Annotated in this window: 20 protein-coding genes; 10 read left to right on the forward strand and 10 right to left on the reverse strand. The window is 75.5% G+C overall.

Annotated features, from left to right (window positions below; genetic code table 11):
* Positions 1 to 62 precede the first annotated feature (62 nt).
* A complete protein-coding gene (locus ABD158_RS12920) occupies positions 63 to 626 on the forward strand; it encodes a gamma carbonic anhydrase family protein (protein WP_344007792.1) in 564 nt (187 codons plus the stop codon).
* A gap of 114 nt (positions 627 to 740) precedes the next feature.
* On the opposite strand, the gene ABD158_RS12925 is transcribed toward ABD158_RS12920, so the two are convergent.
* The gene (locus ABD158_RS12925) at positions 741 to 2,432 is read right to left on the reverse strand and encodes an LPXTG cell wall anchor domain-containing protein (protein ID WP_344007794.1); all 1,692 of its coding nucleotides are present in this window, start codon (positions 2,430 to 2,432) and stop codon (positions 741 to 743) included.
* A gap of 161 nt (positions 2,433 to 2,593) precedes the next feature.
* Here ABD158_RS12925 and ABD158_RS12930 point away from each other — a divergent pair, with 161 nt between their 5' ends.
* Positions 2,594 to 3,190: a DUF6461 domain-containing protein gene (locus ABD158_RS12930; RefSeq protein ID WP_344007796.1), complete on the forward strand. Its 597-nt coding sequence runs from the start codon at positions 2,594 to 2,596 to the stop codon at positions 3,188 to 3,190.
* Between the two features lie 231 nt (positions 3,191 to 3,421).
* Here ABD158_RS12930 and ABD158_RS12935 read toward each other — a convergent pair whose 3' ends face one another.
* Positions 3,422 to 4,126: a TetR/AcrR family transcriptional regulator gene (locus tag ABD158_RS12935; RefSeq protein WP_344007798.1), complete on the reverse strand. Its 705-nt coding sequence runs from the start codon at positions 4,124 to 4,126 to the stop codon at positions 3,422 to 3,424.
* 85 nt (positions 4,127 to 4,211) lie between these two features.
* Between ABD158_RS12935 and ABD158_RS12940 the strand changes: the two genes are divergently transcribed.
* Complete coding sequence (locus ABD158_RS12940) at positions 4,212 to 5,084, forward strand: NAD(P)H-binding protein (RefSeq protein WP_344007800.1); 873 nt, start codon at positions 4,212 to 4,214, stop codon at positions 5,082 to 5,084.
* 34 nt (positions 5,085 to 5,118) lie between these two features.
* On the opposite strand, the gene ABD158_RS12945 is transcribed toward ABD158_RS12940, so the two are convergent.
* Positions 5,119 to 5,886: a helix-turn-helix domain-containing protein gene (locus ABD158_RS12945; RefSeq protein ID WP_344008014.1), complete on the reverse strand. Its 768-nt coding sequence runs from the start codon at positions 5,884 to 5,886 to the stop codon at positions 5,119 to 5,121.
* Positions 5,887 to 6,513: 627 nt separating this feature from the next.
* On the opposite strand from ABD158_RS12945, the gene ABD158_RS12950 reads away from it, so the two are divergent.
* The 4 genes from ABD158_RS12950 (at position 6,514) to ABD158_RS12965 (ending at position 11,164) form a co-directional block, all read left to right on the forward strand.
* Positions 6,514 to 8,358 carry a flavin-containing monooxygenase gene (locus tag ABD158_RS12950; protein WP_344007802.1) on the forward strand — a complete coding sequence of 615 codons (1,845 nt, stop codon included), beginning with the start codon at positions 6,514 to 6,516 and terminating at the stop codon, positions 8,356 to 8,358.
* A gap of 106 nt (positions 8,359 to 8,464) precedes the next feature.
* Positions 8,465 to 9,802, forward strand: a complete 1,338-nt coding sequence (locus ABD158_RS12955) for a cytochrome P450 (RefSeq protein WP_344007804.1) — start codon at positions 8,465 to 8,467, stop codon at positions 9,800 to 9,802.
* Positions 9,803 to 9,831: 29 nt separating this feature from the next.
* Positions 9,832 to 10,449, forward strand: a complete 618-nt coding sequence (locus ABD158_RS12960) for a sulfite oxidase-like oxidoreductase (RefSeq protein WP_344007806.1) — start codon at positions 9,832 to 9,834, stop codon at positions 10,447 to 10,449.
* Between the two features lie 4 nt (positions 10,450 to 10,453).
* Entirely contained in the window at positions 10,454 to 11,164 is a 711-nt protein-coding gene (locus ABD158_RS12965; protein ID WP_344007808.1) for an FAD-binding oxidoreductase, read from the forward strand.
* A gap of 25 nt (positions 11,165 to 11,189) precedes the next feature.
* Here ABD158_RS12965 and ABD158_RS12970 read toward each other — a convergent pair whose 3' ends face one another.
* The 7 genes from ABD158_RS12970 to ABD158_RS13000 all read right to left on the reverse strand — a co-directional run bounded on the left by ABD158_RS12970 (position 11,190) and on the right by ABD158_RS13000 (position 15,489).
* Entirely contained in the window at positions 11,190 to 12,035 is an 846-nt protein-coding gene (locus ABD158_RS12970) for an endonuclease/exonuclease/phosphatase family protein (RefSeq protein WP_344007810.1), read from the reverse strand.
* Between the two features lie 91 nt (positions 12,036 to 12,126).
* Positions 12,127 to 12,720 (reverse strand): GNAT family N-acetyltransferase, encoded by a 594-nt coding sequence (locus ABD158_RS12975; protein ID WP_344007812.1) that lies wholly within the window; start codon positions 12,718 to 12,720, stop codon positions 12,127 to 12,129.
* Positions 12,717 to 13,520, reverse strand: a complete 804-nt coding sequence (gene yidC / locus ABD158_RS12980) for a membrane protein insertase YidC (RefSeq protein ID WP_344007814.1) — start codon at positions 13,518 to 13,520, stop codon at positions 12,717 to 12,719. Before yidC ends, ABD158_RS12975 begins: the two co-directional genes overlap by 4 nt.
* Positions 13,521 to 13,602: 82 nt before the next feature.
* Entirely contained in the window at positions 13,603 to 13,857 is a 255-nt protein-coding gene (locus ABD158_RS12985) for a hypothetical protein (RefSeq protein WP_344007816.1), read from the reverse strand.
* A 43-nt stretch (positions 13,858 to 13,900) separates the two neighbouring features.
* On the reverse strand, positions 13,901 to 14,095 hold the full coding sequence (locus ABD158_RS12990) for a hypothetical protein (protein ID WP_344007818.1): 195 nt from the start codon (positions 14,093 to 14,095) through the stop codon (positions 13,901 to 13,903).
* 69 nt (positions 14,096 to 14,164) lie between these two features.
* The gene (locus tag ABD158_RS12995; RefSeq protein ID WP_344007820.1) at positions 14,165 to 14,665 is read right to left on the reverse strand and encodes a MarR family winged helix-turn-helix transcriptional regulator; all 501 of its coding nucleotides are present in this window, start codon (positions 14,663 to 14,665) and stop codon (positions 14,165 to 14,167) included.
* Complete coding sequence (locus ABD158_RS13000) at positions 14,662 to 15,489, reverse strand: sulfite exporter TauE/SafE family protein (protein WP_344007822.1); 828 nt, start codon at positions 15,487 to 15,489, stop codon at positions 14,662 to 14,664. Before ABD158_RS13000 ends, ABD158_RS12995 begins: the two co-directional genes overlap by 4 nt.
* Before the next feature lie 116 nt (positions 15,490 to 15,605).
* Between ABD158_RS13000 and ABD158_RS13005 the strand changes: the two genes are divergently transcribed.
* The 3 genes from ABD158_RS13005 to ABD158_RS13015 are packed head-to-tail and all read left to right on the forward strand — an operon-like array spanning position 15,606 to position 18,374.
* Positions 15,606 to 16,682 carry an ABC transporter substrate-binding protein gene (locus ABD158_RS13005; RefSeq protein ID WP_344007824.1) on the forward strand — a complete coding sequence of 359 codons (1,077 nt, stop codon included), beginning with the start codon at positions 15,606 to 15,608 and terminating at the stop codon, positions 16,680 to 16,682.
* The gene (locus tag ABD158_RS13010) at positions 16,679 to 17,503 is read left to right on the forward strand and encodes an ABC transporter ATP-binding protein (protein ID WP_344007826.1); all 825 of its coding nucleotides are present in this window, start codon (positions 16,679 to 16,681) and stop codon (positions 17,501 to 17,503) included. The genes ABD158_RS13005 and ABD158_RS13010 overlap by 4 nt, the downstream gene beginning before the upstream one ends.
* Positions 17,493 to 18,374, forward strand: a complete 882-nt coding sequence (locus ABD158_RS13015; protein WP_344007828.1) for an ABC transporter permease — start codon at positions 17,493 to 17,495, stop codon at positions 18,372 to 18,374. The genes ABD158_RS13010 and ABD158_RS13015 overlap by 11 nt, the downstream gene beginning before the upstream one ends.
* Positions 18,375 to 18,402 lie beyond the last annotated feature (28 nt).

The raw sequence follows: 18,402 nt of genomic DNA on the forward strand, positions 1-18,402 counted from the left end.
GTGTTCGACTACGGAAACTTTAGCGCACCTGGCTCAACTCCGGGGGCTGGCAGGGTGTTCCCATGGCCACACCACCCGCCGCGAACCCGCCCGCCTCCGGCCCCACGGGCGCGACGCTCATCGCCCTCGGCGACCGGCGCCCGACCGTCCACCCCGACGCCTGGGTCGCCCCCGGCGCCGTCCTGGTGGGCGACGTGACCCTCGAGGCGGGCGCGAGCGTCTGGTACGGCTGCGTCCTCCGCGCCGACGTCAACCCGATCGTCATCGGCGAGGACTCCAACGTGCAGGACGGCACGGTGGTGCACGCCGACCGGTCCGACGGCGTCCACGTCGGCGCGCGCGTCTCGATCGGTCACCAGGCCCTGGTCCACGGGTGCACCGTCGCTGACGGCGCCCTCGTGGGCATGGGGTCGCGCCTGCTGTCGCGCTCCCGCGTCGGCGCCGGCGCCCTCGTGGCCGCCGGGGCCGTCGTGCGCGAGGGGTTCGAGGTGCCCGACCACTCCCTGGTCGCCGGCGTCCCCGGCGTCGTGCGCCGCGAGCTCACCGGGGCCGAGCGCGAGCGCGTCCGCGACAACGCCGAGACCTACCTCGCGCTCCGCGAGAGCCACCGCGCCGCCACCACCTGAGCCACGCCCCCTCCGGCGGCCGAGCCACAACCCCTCCGGTGTTCGACAGCGGGCCCGGAGGCCGTCGAGCAGCGAGGAGCGCCGGCGACGAGCCCCCGTCGGGACCGCCGCCCCCTAGGGGCTGCCGGTCGGGCGACGACGGCGGGTGAGCAGGACGGCGCCGGCGACGATCGCGCCGAGGCCGACGGGGAGCGCGACGGCGGACGGGCCGCCGGTGTTCGGCAGCACGGGGTCGAGCGGTCCGTCGTCCTCGGCGGCCGCTCCCGGGCCCGCTCCCCGCGCCGGGGCGGCGGCCCGCGGTCGCTGCTGGGCGCCCGTCGTGCCGAAGGAGCCCAGCCCGAGCCCGGCCGGCGGTCGGGCGGCGGTGTCGGGGGTCTCGTCGGCGTCGGTCGGGGCGGTCGGGTCGTCGTCGCCGCGGCCGATGCCGCCGGAGACGCCGAGGCCCGGGAAGCCGCCCCCGAGCCCGCCGGTGCCCGGGTCCTGGCGCCTCGCGGACCGCTCGATGCGGCCCACGGGCCCGGTGGCGGTGAGCAGGTCGCCCGTACGACGGGCCGTGGGGCGGGCGGGCGCGGCACGGTCGGGCCGGGGGCGCAGCACGGCCGTGCAGGTGACGACCGAGCCGAACGCGCGGTCCGGCGGAGTGTAGGTGCCGGCGACGGTCGGGACGCGGTGACCGGCCTGGTCGCGACAGCTCCACCGCACGTCGACGGACCCGCCGGCGGCGTCGCGGCCCGTGACGCGCAACGTGTAGGTGCCGCCCGGCAGCACGACGGCGCCGGTGGTGGCGGCGCCGGCCGGCCGGCCGGGGCCGAGCAGGACCGGGCGGGCGCCCGTCGCGTCGACCCCCCGCCGGGCCACGAGGCGGAGCTCGACGTGGCTGGCCCGGCCGCAGGCGAGCGCCTGACCCTGCTCGGGCGTCAGCCGGTCCACGACGCGACCCGTGGCCGGGTCCACGCGGGTGGAGCCGTCGGCGTGGACGAGGTGGAGCAGGCCCGCGGTGTCGAAGCCGATCCGGACGACCGGGCGGTCGACCCGCGTGGCGGACACCGGCACCGCCGTCAGGCCGGCGTCGCCGGGCGCGCCGACCGGGGTGACGGTGCGGTAGAGCCGGGCCGTCGTGCTCCGGCCGGGGGCGGGGGCCGGTGCCGCGACGACGTAGAGGTGACCGGCGGCGTCGAGGGCGAGCCCGCCCCCGTCCGAGCCGTCGCCCGCCGCCCGGGCGCCGGGCAGGGCGACGCGGGCGACCGGTGCCGCCGGCGTCCCGGTGTCGTCGAGCAGTCGCAGGTCGAGGACGTCGGGGGCGAGCAGCGACCCGCCGTACCTCTGGCCACCGACGGGGTCCAGCGCGCCCGACGTCGGGGTCGCGCCCCAGGCCCCGCCCGGGCAGCGGGGACCCGCCGCGACGACCGGTGCCGCCGGCGCGGGGCCCGTCGGCTCCTCGCCGGCGGGGGCCCCGGGCGTGGGCCCGTCGGTCCCGTCGGTGGGCCCGCCGGTGGGCCCGTCGGTGGGCCCGTCGGTGGGTCCGTCGGTGTTTCCGGTGGTGGGCTCGGACGTGGGCGCGGGGCTCGGGTCCGCGGTGGGAGCGGGGGCGCCGGTCGGGCTCGGGCGGCTCCGCTCGGGCCGTGCGGGGTCGACCGTCGCCTGCTCCGCACCGGGCGCGGACTCCTCGGAGGCGGCGGCGGGCAGGGCGGTCGGCAGGGCGAGGACCGCGGCCAGCGCGAGGGCGGCCGCGGCGCTCAGGGCGACGCGCGCACGGAGCCGGGTGCGGGCAGCGCGGGACGCGGCGGTCGGGACAGGGGGGTGCATGGGGGTCCTCGGGAGACGGCGGTGACGAGGCGGGGGAGCTGGCGCCACCACCCCGGACGGGTGGGTGTGACGAGCGTAGGGAGGACGCGCGCCCGGCGTGGGCGAACGGCGGAACCCGCGCGGGCCCGTCGGTGTCCGCGGCCGTCGCTAGAGTCGCGGCCATGGTGACCCCGGAGCAGCTCGAGGCCGTCCTGGACGAGGCGGAGCTCGACTGGGAGGCGCTGACCGTCGTCCTCGTGGCCGGGGCGACCCGCGACCAGGTGCTCACCACCCTGGGCGCGAGCCCCGAGCCGGCCGCCCTGGGCGACGTCGACTGGGACCACGCCTCGGCCTACGCGGTGGTCGAGATCGCCGGCGGCGTCCTGGCGCTGGAGCACAGCGGGTACGCCGACCCCAGCCTCGACGTCCTCGCCCGCCTCTCGTCGTTCGGCGGGTCCGCGGCGGTCGCGCGCAGCAACATCAAGGCGCAGGACCGGTTCGGCTGCGCGGCCGACGGGGAGGTGGTGTTCGACGCCGCCGAGTACCCGTTCGTCGAGGTCGAGGAGAAGCAGCCGCTCCCGTCGCGGCTGCGTCCGCTGTTCGACACCGCGTGGGTCGACCTCGACGCCCCCGACGACGTCGAGCCCGAGGCCGACCCCACCCTGGTCGCGATCACGATGGCCTGCGACGTGACCGGCCTGGAGCCGACCGTCGCCGACCTCGAGCGGGCCCGCGAGGCGACCTACCACCAGGTGCCCGTGCTGACCTACCTCGGCTGACGCCGTCGACGCCGCGGGGCGGGAGCCGTCGGCGTGGCGGTGCCGCACCCGCACGTGGGGACCCACCCCACCAGCACGGCCGAGAGCCGGGCGCCGGGAGGTGCCCCCTGGCCGGGCTCCTCGCCCAGCAGACCGCCGGCATCGATGCCGCACTGACCGGGGTCGACGTCCGGGGCGAGCGCTGCCCGGAGACCGTGCAGGCGATGATCGACCGCTGGGACGCCCCGGTCGTCACCGGGCGGCCGTCACCCGGGTCAGCCACTCCCCCATCAGCGCTCGCTCCGCCGGGCTGAGGCCGTCGAGCTCGCCGAGGACCGCCTCCAGGGTGAGCGCCACGGCTCGCGGCGTCGTGTCGCCCACCGCGGGTGCGGACGTCAGCACGGCGTCGGCCACCGCCTCGTACATCGCCGCCGCGAGGCCGGGGTCGCGGTCCGACGCCGGCATCTCGAGCAGCGCGAGGACCGTGCCGTGGCCGGCGGCGTGCACCATCGTCACCGCCCGCTCGACGGTGACGCGCAGCCGACCGGCCGCGGCGATGCGTCGGACGCGGGAGCGGAGCACGTCGATGCCGGCGCTGGTCGCCGGCGACGGCGGACCGCCGGGCCGACGACGGCCGAGGAGGGCGTAGAGCTCGGGGTTCGCGAGGCCGAACTCGACGTGGGCCTCCCAGGCCCCTCGCAGCCCGGCCACCGGGTCGGACCCCTCCTCCGACACCCGCGTCTTCGCGCCGACGTACGTCGCCATCACGTGCTCGGCGAGGGCGTCGACGAGGCCGTCCTTGTCGCCGAACAGGCGGTACAGGGTGGGGGCCTGCACCCCGGCCGCGCGAGCCACCGCACGGGTCGTCAGGCCGTCCGCGCCGACCTCCCGCAGCAGTCCGGCCGCGGCGTCGAGCACGACCCCGCGGGTCGACGACTCCGTCCCGCTCCCCGTCACGTACCGACGATAGCAAGATCTTGCTATCAAGCGGATATCAGCGTTAACTCGATCTGGACATCATCGACAACAGAAGGGTCGACCCATGATCGTCGTCACCGGCGCCACCGGACGCCTCGGTTCGCAGATCGTCGAGCACCTCCTCGAGCGGATCCCCGCCGCGGAGCTGGGGGTCAGCGTGCGGGACCCCGCCCGCGCCGGCGCCCTCGCCGAGAGGGGTGTCCGGGTCCGAGCCGGGGACTTCACCGAGCCCGACACGCTCAGGTACGCCCTCGAGGGAGCGGACCAGGTGCTCGTGGTCTCCGCCGCGATCCGCGGCGACGGCGGCCGTGCCAACCGTGTCGCCGTCGACGCCGCCGTCGCCGCCGGGGCGGAGCGCGTCCTCTACACCAGCCACCAGGCCGCGGCCGCCGACTCGCTGTTCGCCGCCCAGCCCGTCCACGCGGCCACCGAGTCCCACCTCGCGGGGCTGGGCGTCCCCTTCACCGCTCTGCGCAACGGCTTCTACGCCGGCTCGCTGGGCCTCTTCGTCGGCGACGCGCTCACGACCGGCCGCCTCGCGGCCCCGGCCGACGGGCCGGTGTCCTGGACGGCGCACGCCGACCTCGCCGAGGCTGCCGCGATCGCCCTCGCGGACCGCTCCACGCTCGGGGGCACCGGGCACGGCCCGACACCCCCGCTGACCGCCTCACGGGCCCTGGACCTCGCCGACGTGGCCCGGTTGCTCACCGAGATCACCGGCACCGAGATCGTCCGCGTCGTGGTCGACGACGACGACTGGCGCGCGACCGCGATCGCCGCCGGCGTGCCCCCGGGGGCGGCGGACTTCACCCTCGGCTTCCACCGCGCCGCACGCCGCGGCGAGTTCGACGTGACCGACCCGACCCTGCCCCGGACGCTGGGTCGCGAGCCCCTCGCCGCCCGCGTCGCGCTCGAGGCGCTGGTCGCGGGTCGATGACGACCCGACCCAGGGGCGCCGGCGCTCGGCCGCCTCAGTCGAGCACGGTGAGCGCGACCCCGTCGGCGATGCGGTACGGCGTGGTCGCGACGAGGGCGCCGGCGACGCGGCGCAGGCGGGAGACCTCGGCGCGGACGGTGACGCGGTGCTCGTCGTCGCCGTAGAGCCGGGCGCTGAGCTGCGCGGCCGTCAGACCGTCGCGGCCGGCGGCGACCAGGGCGCGCAGCAGGGCGTCGTGGCGGGGGGAGAGCGGCGAGCGCCACGCCTCGGTGCCCGGTCCGGAGCCGACCTCGAGGACGGCCCGGCCGTCGTGGCGCGACAGCGTGGCGGCGAGGGCGATCGGGGTGCCGCGGGGCCGTACCAGCCAGCCCTCGGAGAGCCGCTCGGGCAGGCACAGGCCCAGTCCCGGCACGGCGAGGGCGCGCCGCTCGGCGGGCGCGGCGATGCGGTCCCGCACGCTGACGCCGGCGTGGTGGGCGACCCAGCCGTGGTCGTCGACGAGCAGGTGCGGGCCCGACACCCCGGCGAGGACGTGCTCGGCGGAGCGACGCAGCCGCCGCAGACCCTCCTCGTGGTGGCGGAGCAGCTGCGACTCGGCCAGCCGCGTCGCGGTGTCGACGAGCGCGATCAGCGCGGGGTGCAGCGTGAGCGCCGGGCCGCTGACGTCGACGACCCCGAGCAGCGCCCCCGTCCGCGGGTCGTGGACGGGGGCTGCCGTGCAGTACCAGGGATGCTGGTCGGTCTCGAAGTGCTCCGCGGAGAACAGCTGCACCGGCGCCTGCTCGGCGAGGGCCGTGCCGATCGCGTTGGTGCCGACCGCACCCTCGGTCCACGCGCCCCCTCGGTGAACCCGAGCCGGTCGGCCTGGCGCAGCACCGCCGCGGCGCCCTCACGCCACAGGATCGTGCCGTCGGTGTCGGTGACGACGACGATGAACGACGAGGCGTCGGCGACGCTCGTGAGCACCGCGCGGACCTCGTCGACCACCAGCGACAACGGTGTCGCCCGGCGGCGGCGCTCGAGCTCGGCGCGGGGCAGCGGCCCGCGGGGGTTGGTGCGGCTGGGGTCCAGCCCGAGGTCGAGCACCCGCTGCCAGGACCGGGACACCACCGGGCGCGGCGCCGCGGGCGGCGTCGAGGCCCCGGCCATGAAGGCGTCGTGCACGCGGCGCAGCGAGCGGGCGTGCTGACCGAGGTCCGTGCCGGGTCGCACCGCGCTCGTCGGTCCGCTCCGCATGACACCTCGATCCCGACGCGCTCCGGCCGCCCTCTCGGCGGCCAGCGTACGACGCGGCTGTGATCGGCACCACAGTCCGCAACCGGCGACTGCAACCCGTTGCAACCCTTCCTCGACGTCGGCGGACCCGTGTTGTGTGTGAGCCCGACCACACCCGTGCGCACCGCACGGCCGGGCCCATCGAGGAGGGCACATGACGGAGACGCTGGAACGCCCGGCGACCACCGAGGAGCAGGGCGTCGACGCCGCGACCGCACGCGCCGAGGCGTGGCTCTCGGCGTTCGGCGGGGCGCTCACCGCCGGCGACGTCGACCGCGCGTCGGGCATGTTCGCCGCCGAGAGCTACTGGCGCGACCTGATCGCCTTCACCTGGAACATCACGACCGTCGAGCACCCGGCGGGCGTGGCGGCGCTGCTCCGCGACAACCTCGGGCGCACGGCGCCGGCGGGCTGGGCCACCTCGGAGCCCGCGACCGAGGCCGACGGCGTCGTCACCGCCTGGATCTCGTTCGAGACCGCGGTCGGCCGCGGCTGGGGCCTGCTGCGCCTCGTCCAGGAGGACGGCGCGGACAAGGCGTTCACGCTGCTGACCTCGATGTACGAGCTGAAGGGCCATGAGGAGCCGCGCGGCACCCACCGCCCGATGGGCGCCGAGCACGGCGCCAACAAGGAGCGGAAGACCTGGGCCGAGCAGCGCCAGGAGGAGGCCGAGACCCTCGGGTCGACCACGCAGCCCTACGTGCTGGTCATCGGCGGCGGCCAGGGCGGCATCGCGCTCGGCGCCCGCCTGCGGCAGCTCGGCGTGCCGAGCCTGGTGATCGACAAGTACCCGCGGCCCGGCGACCAGTGGCGCAGCCGCTACAAGTCGCTGTGCCTGCACGACCCGGTCTGGTACGACCACCTGCCCTACCTGAAGTTCCCCGACAACTGGCCGGTCTTCGCGCCGAAGGACAAGATCGGCGACTGGCTCGAGTCGTACGTGCGGATCATGGAGGTGCCGTACTGGTCCTCCACCAAGGCCGTCTCCGCCGAGTGGCAGGAGGCCCGCGGCGAGTGGCACGTCGAGGTGGAGCGCGAGGGCAAGCCGCTGGTGCTCACCCCGAAGCACGTCGTGTTCGCGACCGGCATGTCCGGGCGCCCGCGGATGCCCGAGGTGGAGGGCACCGACGTCTTCGCCGGCGACGTCCACCACTCCTCCGCCCACCCCGGTCCGGACGCGTACCGCGGCAGGAAGGCCGTGGTCATCGGCTCCAACAACAGCGCCTTCGACATCTGCGGCGCGCTGTGGGAGAACGACGTCGACGTGACCATGGTGCAGCGCTCGTCGACCCACATCGTGAAGTCCGACTCGCTGATGGACATCGGCCTGGGCGACCTCTACTCCGAGCGGGCCCTCGACGCGGGCATGACGACCGAGAAGGCGGACATGACCTTCGCGTCACTCCCCTACCGAATCCTGCACCGCTTCCAGATCCCGGCCTACGAGCAGATGGCGGAGCGCGACAAGGACTTCTACGACCGCCTCGAGAAGGCCGGCTTCCGTCACGACTGGGGTGACGACGGGTCGGGGCTGTTCATGAAGTACCTGCGCCGCGGCTCCGGCTACTACATCGACGTCGGCGCCGCCGAGCTCGTGGCCGACGGGGAGGTGAAGCTGGCCCACGGCCAGGTCGTGCGCCTGACCGAGGACGCGGTCGTGCTCGAGGACGGGACGGAGCTGCCGGCCGACCTCGTGGTCTTCGCGACCGGCTACGACTCGATGAACGGGTGGGTCGCGGAGATCGTCGACCAGGAGACCGCCGACGCCCTCGGCAAGTGCTGGGGCCTGGGCTCGGACACCACCAAGGACCCCGGTCCCTGGGAGGGCGAGCAGCGCAACATGTGGAAGCCGACCCACGTCGAGAACCTCTGGATGCACGGCGGCAACCTCCACCAGTCGCGCCACTACTCGCTCTACCTGGCGCTGCAGCTCAAGGCGCGCTTCGAGGGCCTCGACACCCCCGTGTGGGGCATGCCCGAGGTGCACCACACGGCCTGAGCCGACCGGACCCCCGCGGGTGACCGGCGGTGACCGGCGGTGACCGGCGGCACGGTTGTGCCGCCGGTCACTGTCGGTGCACACCCGTTCCGAGTACAACTGGGTCATGAGCCCCGCCGACACCCTGCTGCGCCCCACCGCTCGCTGGGTCCTGGGTCACGCGCTGCCCTCCCGCGCCATGCGTACGGCGGGTCGTCGCGGCGACCTGCAGGGCCAGCTGCTGGAGCACGAGGTCTCCGCGAGCGAGACCCGCCTGCAGGAGATCGCCGACGCCGCGCGCGCCGGCGGACCGCTGCACCGGGCGAAGTTCGTGCGGCTCACCGCCTCGCTGCCGACGGTGCGCGAGGTGCTGGGCAGCAACGACTTCGCGACCGGCGTCTTCGACATCGAGCAGGGACCCTTCGCGCGCCTGGGCGCGTGGGCCAAGGACACCAGCCAGCTCGGACCGCTGCTGCCCCCGTCGTTGCTGGTCAGCGAGCCGCCGTCGCACACCCGCTACCGCAAGCTCGTGACGCGGGTCTTCTCGGTGCGGGCGGTCGAGGCGCTGCGCAGCCGCACCGAGGAGATCGCCGCGCAGCTGCTCGACGAGCTGCCGTCGCACGCCGACGCCCACGGGCGGGTCGACCTGGTCGAGCACTACTGCGCGCTGCTCCCGGTGACGGTGATCGCCGAGATCCTCGGCGTGCCCCTCGCCGAGCGCGAGCGCGTGCTGGAGTTCGGCGCGGCCGCGGCGCCGAGCCTCGACATCGGGCTCGGCTTCCGCGAGTTCCGCCACGTCGAGCGGTCGCTGGCCGAGTTCCGCGACTGGCTCGCCTCGCACCTCGCGGCGCTGCGCGACCACCCCGGCGACGACCTGATGAGCAGGCTGGTGGCCGAGCAGGAGGACGGCGTCGGGCTCACCGACGCCGAGCTGGAGGCCACCGCGGGCCTGGTGCTGGCCGCCGGCTTCGAGACCACCGTCAACCTGCTCGGCAACGGCGCGGTGCTCCTGCGTGAGCACCCCGACCAGCTCGCCCGGCTGCGGGCCGAGCCCGAGCTGTGGCCCAACGCGGTCGACGAGGCGCTGCGCCTCGACCCGCCGGTGCTGCTGACCGGCCGCGTGGCCGTGCGCGACACCACCGTCGCCGGCGAGCGGGTGCGCCGCGGCGAGGTGGTCACGACCTTCCTGGCCGGCGCCAACCGCGACCCGGACGTGTTCGCCGACGCCGACCGCTTCGACGTCGCCCGGTCCAACGCCCGCGACCACGTCTCCTTCTCCTCGGGTCGCCACTACTGCCTGGGCGCCGCGCTCGCCCGGATGGAGGGCGAGGTCGGGCTGCGGGCCCTCGTCGAGCGCTACCCCGACCTGACCCTCGCGCCCGGGCGGTGCCGCCGTCGTACGCGGATCCTGCGCGGCTGGGCCACCCTGCCCGTCACCCTGGGTCGACCCGCCGGGAGCTCGTGACAGGTCGGCGGGTGAGGGAGGATGGGGACATGCCTCCCGTCACCCGCGGATTCACCGGCCGCCGGCGGCCCGCCTCCCGCGACGGCCAGCTCCCGCCCGGCCAGCACGACGTGGGTGGGCTCTGGCCCGTGCTGACCGCCGAGGCCGAGCCCCACCTGCGCGAGGACCAGGTCGAGCTGACCGTCGCCGGTCTGGTCGCGTCCCCCACCACCTGGACCCTGGCCGAGCTCCGCGCCCTGCCGACCTCGACGTACGCCGGCGACATCCACTGCGTCACGAGCTGGTCCAAGCTCGGCACCCGCTTCACCGGCGTCTCCCTCGACGTCCTCCTCGGGGCAGCCGGGCCGCTCGACGAGGCGCGCCACGTGGTGGCCGAGTCGGTCACCGGCTACACCACCAACCTCCCCCTCGCGGACGTCACCGGCTCCCGCGCGTGGGTCGTGTGGGACCACGAGGGCCGCCCGCTGCCGCCCGAGCACGGCGGTCCGCTCCGGCTGCTGGTGCCGCACCTGTACTTCTGGAAGTCCGCCAAGTGGGTCTCCCGCCTCGAGCTGACCGCCGTCGACCGGCCCGGCTTCTGGGAGCGCAACGGCTACCACGACCGCGGCGACCCGTGGCTCGAGCAGCGCTACCAGGGCGACGCCTGAGCCGGTGGGCGAGCACACCGACCGGCGCGTCGCGCCGGGCGCCTGGACCACCGGCACCGTCGCCGAGCTGACGCGCGAGGGCCGGGTGGTGCGGCTGCGCCTCGACGTGGCCGAGCCGTTCGCGCACCGCGCGGGCCAGCACTGCGTCCTGCGGCTGCGGGCCGAGGACGGCTACACCGCGCAGCGCTCCTACTCGATCGCCTCCGCGCCCGACGACGACCGGCTCGAGCTGTGCGTCGAGGCGCTGCCCGACGGCGAGGTCTCGGGCCACCTCCACGACGAGGCGCGCGTCGGCGACGTCGTGGAGCTGAGGGGTCCGGTCGGACGCTGGTTCACGTGGGGCGGCCGCACGCCCAGCATCGCCGTCGTCGGCGGCTCCGGGGTGGTGCCGGTGGTGGCGATGGTCCGCCACGCCGCCCGCCTCGGCGTGCTGGAGCGGCTGCGGGTGGTCGCGGTGACGCGCACCCTCGCCGAGCTGCCGTACGCCGACGAGCTGCTCGCGCACGGCGCCTTCGTGGCCACCACCCGCGAGAACCTCGGTGGGCGCGTCGCGGCCACGCCGTACCCCGACGAGGTGGCGCCGCTCGTCGAGGGCGTCGAGCGCGCCTACGTGTGCGGCTCCCCCGGCTTCGCGTCGTACGCCGTGCGCCTGCTCGCCGAGACGGGCGTGCGCAGCGACGTCGTCCGAGTCGAGCAGTTCGGGCCGACCGGCTGACCGGCCCGCCGCACCACGGTCATCGTCAGCGGCGGCGCAGGACCGTCCAGAGCCGGTCGTGGTCGCTCGACGACGCGTCGCCGACCCAGCTGCGCACGACCCGCCACTTCGCCGACGCGAAGCCGTAGTCGAACTTCGCGGTCCCCAGCGTGGGGGTGCCGCTGCGGCCGCAGCAGCCGTTGCTCTCGGTGAACACGCCGCGGGCGCCGCCCCCGTAGGCCCGACGGTAGAGCGGGTCGAGGGTGTCGGCCGTCGGGGTGTCGTTGAAGTCGCCGCCCACGAACGTCGGGAAGCCGCGACGCACGTAGCCGGCCGCGACCTGCGCGACCCTGGCGCCCTGCTGGCGGCGCACGGCGCCGTCGTCGCGCGCCGCGACGAGGTGGGTGCTGCAGACCGCCAGCCGGGGTGACTTCTTCGTCGCGCACCCGACGATGCGCGAGTTGTCGCCGGGGAGCGCGACCTTGTTGCGCACGACCGGCCCGTTGCGCAGCAGGACCGCGTTGCCGAACGCCGCGCCGGAGGCGCAGCGCACGCCGGTGGCGAAGAAGTGGATCCGGAAGCCGCTCAGCCGACGGTCGGCCACCCGGGCCTGGTTGGCGCAGATCTCCTGCAGCACCCCGCCCTGCACGTTGGTGCGGGACCGCACGGCCCGCACGAGGTCGGCGGCGACGGGGTCGGTGCGACCCTCGTTCTGGAGCCGTCCGGCCACGTTATGGGTGAGGAACACCGCGGCGGGACCCGCCGCCTCGGCGGACGCGGTCCCGCCGGTCGCCCGCGCGTCGGGGGCGGCGGTCGCCGCGCCCGTCGGCGCGAGGAGGAGGGCGGCGAGGACGGTGGCGCCCAGCAGCAGGCGTGGCGTGCGCGAGGTCATCGCCCCACCCTGCCCCGTGGCACCCGGGGCCACAACTCGACCCGGACGGGGGCGACCACCCGTGGGACGGCCCACGAGCCCGGGCCCCGGCTCACTCCGGGCGCCGGAGGCTGAGCCAGCGCTCGGTGACCTCGTAGCCCACGGCCGCGTTCATCGCCAGGCTCCCGGCGTTCACCGCGGCACCCCCGGTCCCGAACAGCCGGTGGCCCTCGTCGGCCAGCGCCAGCACCGACGCCGCCTTCACCGCGGTGGCCAGGCCGCGCCGGCGGTGGTCGACGGCCACCGAGGTGAACTCGGTCTCCACGCGCTCGGAGCCCCCGAGCACCGCCGTCACCGCGACGAGGCGCCCCTCGGCCCGGGCGCCGAAGCAGCGCACGCCGAGCTCCGCGAGCCGGTCCACGGTCCGGGCGGGAGCGTCGGTCGCCGGGGTCGACGGGTAGTCCGCGGCCGTCGCGGCCTCCAGCCCCGCGACCGCGGGCCGGTCGGCGGCGGTGAGCTCGCGGACGTCGTACCCGGCGTCGGCGGCGGTCGCCACGAGGCCGCGCAGCCGGGCGAGGTCCAGCGGGTCCGGCGGGTCGCCCAGGCGCAGCCGCGCGCCCCAGGACTCCGCCACGACCCGCCAGCCCCCCTCCCGCAGGACCGACGCCTCCGGGTCGTCCGCGCGCAGCACGCGCGTGCCGCTCACGCGGGCGTCGGGGCGAACCGCTGCGCGGCGGGCGAGCCGGGGGTCGGGAAGAAGCGCCAGACCACCGCGGACTGGGCGGCGGTCCAGACCTGGCTGCAGACCCAGTAGACGAGCAGCGCGACGGGCACGACGCCGCCGGCGAGCAGCATCCCGCCGGCCGAGAGGACGGGCATCATCCGCTGGGCGCTGAGCATCGCCTCGGGGACGTCGACGAGGACCATGTTCTGGCGCACCAGCCAGTGCTGGGTGGCGAAGGACAGCAGCGCGGCGGTGGCGGCGAGTCCGACCACGACCGCCACGTGCTCGGCGCCGGCGCCGAGGTAGCCGGACGACGCGAGCGGCACCCCGCCGATCGTCGCCTCCCGCAGCGACGCGACCTGGTCGGCGCCCATCAGGCCCACCGCGCGGCCGGCGGAGACGTCGCGCAGCAGGTGGTAGAGCGCGATCCACACCGGCACCTGCACCAGCATCGGCAGGCAGCCCCACCGCGAGACCCCGTGCTCGGCGGCGATCGCGCGCCGCTCCTCCATGAAGGCCCGGGCCGCGTCGGGATCCTTGCGACCCTGGTACTTCTTCGACAGCTCGCGCAGCTGCGGGCGGGCCCGCGCGTTGGCGTGGGCGAGACGCACACCGTGCACGGCCAGCGGCAGGACCAGGGTGCGGACGGCGACGACGACGGCGGCGATGGACAGCACCCAGGTGGTCCCGGAGCCGGCGTCGGCCCCGAGCGCGGTCAGGCCGTCGTGGGCGGCCGCCACGACGGCGGCGAGGGCGTGGGAGAGCGGGTCGAGCACGGACACGGCGGGGCTCCTTCGCGTCGGCGGTCGCCGACGGGCGGTCGGCCCGGCTCACGCCGGGCACGGTGGACGGACCTGAGGTCGCTCAGGCGAGTCCGGGAGCCCGCGGTCGCAGCGGGTGGTGCACGGTGTCGGTGACACGGCCGCGCGCCCGCGACCGGTCGTCGTACGACGTGCGCGGGGCGAGGACGGCGAGGTGGCCGTGGGCGAGGCGCACCGAGGTGCCCTGCCAGCACAGCGCGGCGACGACCAGCGCGAGGACCACGGCCGGCAGCGTCGGCTCCGCCAGGGCCGTCAGGGACGGCACCAGCGTCAGCAGCACGCTCGTCAGGCCGGTCACGCGACGATCGTACGGGCGCGACGCCGCCCCGTCACCGGCCCCGTCACCGGCCCCGTCGCAGCAGCCGCTCGCGGAGGACGCCGGCCAGGCCCATCGCGATGAAGACCGCGCCGAAGACGAACGCCGGCAGCGGGTTGCGCACCGACTCGATGGCGACCCGCCAGAAGCCCAGGGCCACGAAGGTGACGCCGACCAGCGCGATCGCCCACGAGGTCGACAACCGACGTCTGGGGCTCACGAGCAAACGGTAGGGCTCGCCGGGGCGCCGCGACCCCCGAACGGCCGACACCGACCGGGAGCCGCGGTCCTACGACGGTCCGCCGGACGGCGTGGCCCCGTCGAGGGACTCCGCGCACGCCTCGAGCAGCCCGCGCAGCGTCCGTCGCTGCGTCCCGTCGAGGGAGCGCAGCACTGCCGCGTCGAGGCGGCGCACCTCGGCCTCGGCCTCACGCAGCCGCTGCCGCCCGAGGGGTGTGGGGCGCCAGGACAGCGCCCGCCCCACGGACCGTCCCCGCTCCACGAGGCCCTCCAGCTCCATCGAGCGCAGCAGCACGTGCACCGACTGCCGGGTCACGTGGGTGGCCCGTGCGACGTCGGCGCCCGAGGCCCCCGGCTCGCGGTGCAGCACCGCGAGGCACGAGTACTGGGCGAGGCTGAGGCCGAGCGGCCGGACGACGGACTCCGTCGCGGCCCGCAGCGCCCCCGCCGTCTCGCGCAGCGCCTGGCTGACCGGCGTCGGGTCGAGGGGCGGGTCGAGGGGCGGGTCCAGGGGCGGGTCCAGGGGCGGGTCCAGGGGCGGGGTGCTCACCGGGCGGTCACCGCCTGCACGAGGTAGGACACGGCGAGCAGGACCGCGAGCACGCCGAGCAGGTCGCGCAGGAACCGCTCGGGCAGCCGCGGCTGCAGGCGCGCCCCGACGTACCCGCCGAGGAGCCCGCCGACGCCCGCGGCGACGCCCAGGCCGACGTCGGGGGAGATCGTGGCGCCCGGGCTCCCCAGGGAGAGCAGCCAGAACGCGACGACGCCGACGACCGAGGTGAGGAAGGTGCTGGCCAGGGCCGCGGGAGCGACCAGCGCCATCGTCGCGCCGAGACCGGCGAGCAGCGGGGCGAGCAGGGAGCCGCCGCCGATGCCGTACATGCCACCGACCACCCCGGTGCCGAAGGCGAGCAGCGTGACGGTGCGCGCGGACGGGCCCGTGCCGGGGTCTGCACCCCGGCGCGGGCGGATCGGGTGCCGCCGCAGCACCAGCAGCCCGGTCGGCAGCAACACCGCGGCGGCGATCACGCGGAAGACGGTGGGGTCGCTGGCCACGTGCACCCGCAGCACCGCGCCGATCACGACCCCCGGCAGCGAACCCAGGCTCAACGTGCGCACGAGGGCCGCGTCGACCTGCTTCTGCCGCAGGTAGCGCAGCAGCGCACCGGGTCCGGACACGACGTTGTAGAGCAGGTTGGTCGGGGTCAGCCGGGGGTTGGGGACGTCGAGCACGGTCAGCTGCACGGGCAGCAGGAACACCGCGCCGCTCACCCCCACCGGGCTCGTGACGACGGCGATGACGAAGCCCGCGACGAGCCCGACCGCTCCACGCTCCCAGCCCTCCACGGCACCTCCACCTATGAATTCGCTCAACCCGGTGGGCCTAGTCAACTCTATTGACTCAGTGTGGTTAGGATCGGGTCGTTCTCGGGCCTGTCGAACCCTGCTGACCGGCGACGCCGGCCGACCCACACCACCGAAGGAACCCCATGCGATCCACCACCACGGTCCGTCTGACCGCCCTCTCCCTGCTGGCCGCCGCGGCGCTCACCGGGTGCGCCGAGGCCACCACCGGTGGCAGCGACGACGGTGGCGAGGGCGGCGACCGCCAGGAGGTCCTCATCGGCTACTTCCCCAACATCACCCACGCGACCGCGATCGTCGCGCAGGAGGAGGGCTACTTCGAGGACCGCCTGGCCGAGGTCGACGCCGAGCCCGGCTACCAGGACTTCAACTCCGGCACGGACGCCTACCAGGCCGTCCAGGACGGCTCGCTGGCCATGAGCTTCATCGGCCCCGGCCCCGCCCTGACCGCCTTCACCCAGGGTCCCGACTCCGTGCGGGTCGTCTCCGGCGCCGCGTCGGGCGGTGCGGCCCTCGTCGTCCAGGACGACATCACCTCGCTGGAGGACCTGCGCGGCGAGCGGGTCGCCACCCCCAGCCTCGGCAACACGCAGGACGTCGCCGCGCGCGCCTACCTCGCCGACGAGGGCTTCGAGACCGACCTCGAGGGCGGCGGCGACATCAACATCGTGCCGACCGACAACCCGGTCGCGGTCAACGAGTTCCGCGACGGCAACATCGCCGGCGCCTGGGTGCCCGAGCCCTGGGCCAGCATCCTCGTCGCCGAGGGCGGCCAGGTGCTCGTGGACGAGGCCGACATCTGGCCCGAGACCGACGGCCAGTTCGTCACCACCCACCTCCTCGTCAACGCCGAGTTCCTCGAGGAGAACCCCGACCAGGTGAAGGCCGTGCTCGAGGCCACCGTGGCCGCCAACGACTTCATCGCCTCCGACTCCGACACCGCCCGCGACGAGGTCGGCGCCGCCGTGACCCGCCTCACCGACGCGCCCCTGGAGCCCGAGGTCCTCGCCGAGGCGTGGGGCAACCTCGAGTTCACCAACGACCCCATCGCCGCCAGCCTCGAGGAGGACGCCACCGACGCCGCCGGGGTCGACCTGCTCGAGGGCCTCGACGACGCCCCGCCGGTCACCGACATCTACGACCTGACCCTCCTCAACGAGGTGCTCGCCGAGGCCGGCGAGCCGGAGATCGAGACCCCGTGAGCAGCCTCGGGTCCCACGTGCGCGAGCAGGGTGCCGCCCCGGCGGCGGCACCCGGTGCGACGCCCGGTGCGGCGCCCGCCCCGGCGGTCGACGTCCGCGGCGTGTCGAAGGTGTTCGGCAGCGGCTCCGAGCAGGTCGTCGCGCTCAAGGACGTCGACCTCTCCGTGGCGCAGGGCGAGTTCGTGTGCCTGCTGGGCGCCTCGGGCTGCGGCAAGTCGACGCTGCTCAACCTGGTCGCCGGCCTCGACAAGCCGACCTCCGGCACCGTCGACACCCACGGCAAGCGGATCGCGTTCATGTTCCAGGAGGCCACGCTGTTCCCGTGGCTGACGCTGGCCCAGAACGTCGACCTCGCGCTGCGCCTCAACGGCGTGGCCAAGGCGGAGCGCAAGCCGCGGGTCAGCGAGCTGCTCGCCAAGGTCCGCCTCGGGGGGCGCGGCGACCGTCGCCCCCACGAGCTCTCGGGCGGCATGCGCCAGCGCGGCGCGCTGGCGCGGGTGCTCGCCCAGGACGCGGACATCGTGCTCATGGACGAGCCGTTCGCCGCCCTCGACGCGATGACCCGCGACGCGATGCACGACGAGATCGAGTCGCTGTGGTCCGAGCTCGGCCTCACGGTCATGTTCGTGACCCACAACGTCCGCGAGGCCGCGCGCCTCTCGGACCGCACGGTGCTGATGGAGTCCGGGCCCGGCCGGGTCAAGCAGGTCTACCCGGTCACCCTGCCCCGTCCGCGCCACCTCGACGACCCGCTGCTGACCGAGCAGGCGGCCCACATGACCGACGAGCTGAAGAACGAGGTGGCCCGCCATGTCCGCTGACGTGACCGAGCGCCCCACGACCACCGCCGCCCCCGGCGCCGGCTCGGCCGCCACCCCCGCGTCGTCGGGCCGCGGGCGGGCCGTCCTGTCCGCCGTCTGGCCCAAGGTGGTCGCGGTCCTCATCGTGATCGTGCTCTGGCAGCTGATCTACGCCTCCGGGTGGAAGCCGGACTACCGGTTCGCCTCCCCCGCGCAGACGATCGAGCGGCTCTGGTTCGTGGTCACCGGCAACGGCCCGTTCAGCTTCTGGCTGGGCGTGCAGAACACCGTGATGCGCGGCATCCAGGGCTTCCTGCTGTCGCTGGTGATCGGCACGGCGCTGGGCATCGCGGTGTCGCAGTGGCGCCCGCTGCGCAACGCCATCGGGGCGATGATCACCGGTCTGCAGACCATGCCCTCGATCGTGTGGTTCCCGTTCGCGATCCTGCTGTTCGGGCTCGACAGCTCCGCGATCTACTTCGTGATCCTGATGGGCGCGATCCCCTCGATCGCCAACGGCATCATCTCGGGCATCGACGACGTGCCCCCGGCGTACCTGCGCGCGGGGCACATGCTCGGCGCCCGTGGCTGGCGCCGCTACCGCTACGTGGTGATCCCCGCCGCGCTCCCGTCGTACGTCGCGGGGCTGAGCCAGGGCTGGGCGTTCGCGTGGCGCGGCCTGCTGGCCGGCGAGATCATCGTGTCGATCCCCGAGGTGCCCGCCCTGGGCACCCAGCTCAACCAGGCGGCGACCAACGGCCAGTCCGCCAACCTGCTGGCGCTGATGCTCGTCATCCTCCTGCTGGGCATGCTCGCGTCGTTCGTCTTCTCGACGCTGGCCCAGCGGATCCGCTCCAAGCGCGGGCTCACCGGCTTCACCGCCGCCGGCTGACTCACCCGCACCACCTCACCGTGGGCGA

It is taken from the genome of Nocardioides lentus, assembly GCF_039529515.1.
Classification (GTDB): Bacteria; Actinomycetota; Actinomycetes; order Propionibacteriales; family Nocardioidaceae; genus Nocardioides; species Nocardioides lentus.